The 316-nt window shown below is 74.1% G+C and carries 1 protein-coding gene; it reads right to left on the bottom strand.

Annotated elements, in window-relative coordinates:
- Positions 1-316: urease accessory protein UreD (locus E0702_RS16350; RefSeq protein WP_205741989.1), on the bottom strand; the 316-nt coding region annotated here is incomplete at both ends.

The following is a 316-nucleotide window of genomic DNA, read 5'->3' as shown; positions in this document are numbered from 1 at the left end:
CACACCCGCGGCAGAGGCGCGCCCTCGCGCAACACATGCAAAACCTGCGCCAAAGCATGCTTGAGCGGCTGCGCGTCCGGCGCAAAGGCGCGCAGAACCAGCTTGCCATCCCAGGCCGAGACCGCCCAGTCCACGCCCTCCGGCGCGAGCCGCCGCACCGTGTCGCGCGCCGCCTCCGCATCCGGCGCCAGGAACGCCACCGTCGCGATCGCGCGGGCCCCGCCGAGGCAGGCCCGGGGCGCCAGATGGGTCGCATCCAGGGTCAGCGGCTCCCACAAGACCAGCTTGCCGTCCCGCCGCACCTGCCGATCGTCGC

Source organism: Halomonas marinisediminis (assembly GCF_004347715.1).
GTDB classification, from domain to species: Bacteria; Pseudomonadota; Gammaproteobacteria; order Pseudomonadales; family Halomonadaceae; genus Halomonas; species Halomonas icarae.
Note: the sequence above shows the minus strand (reverse complement) of the source record. Positions and strands in the feature narration are given on the sequence as shown.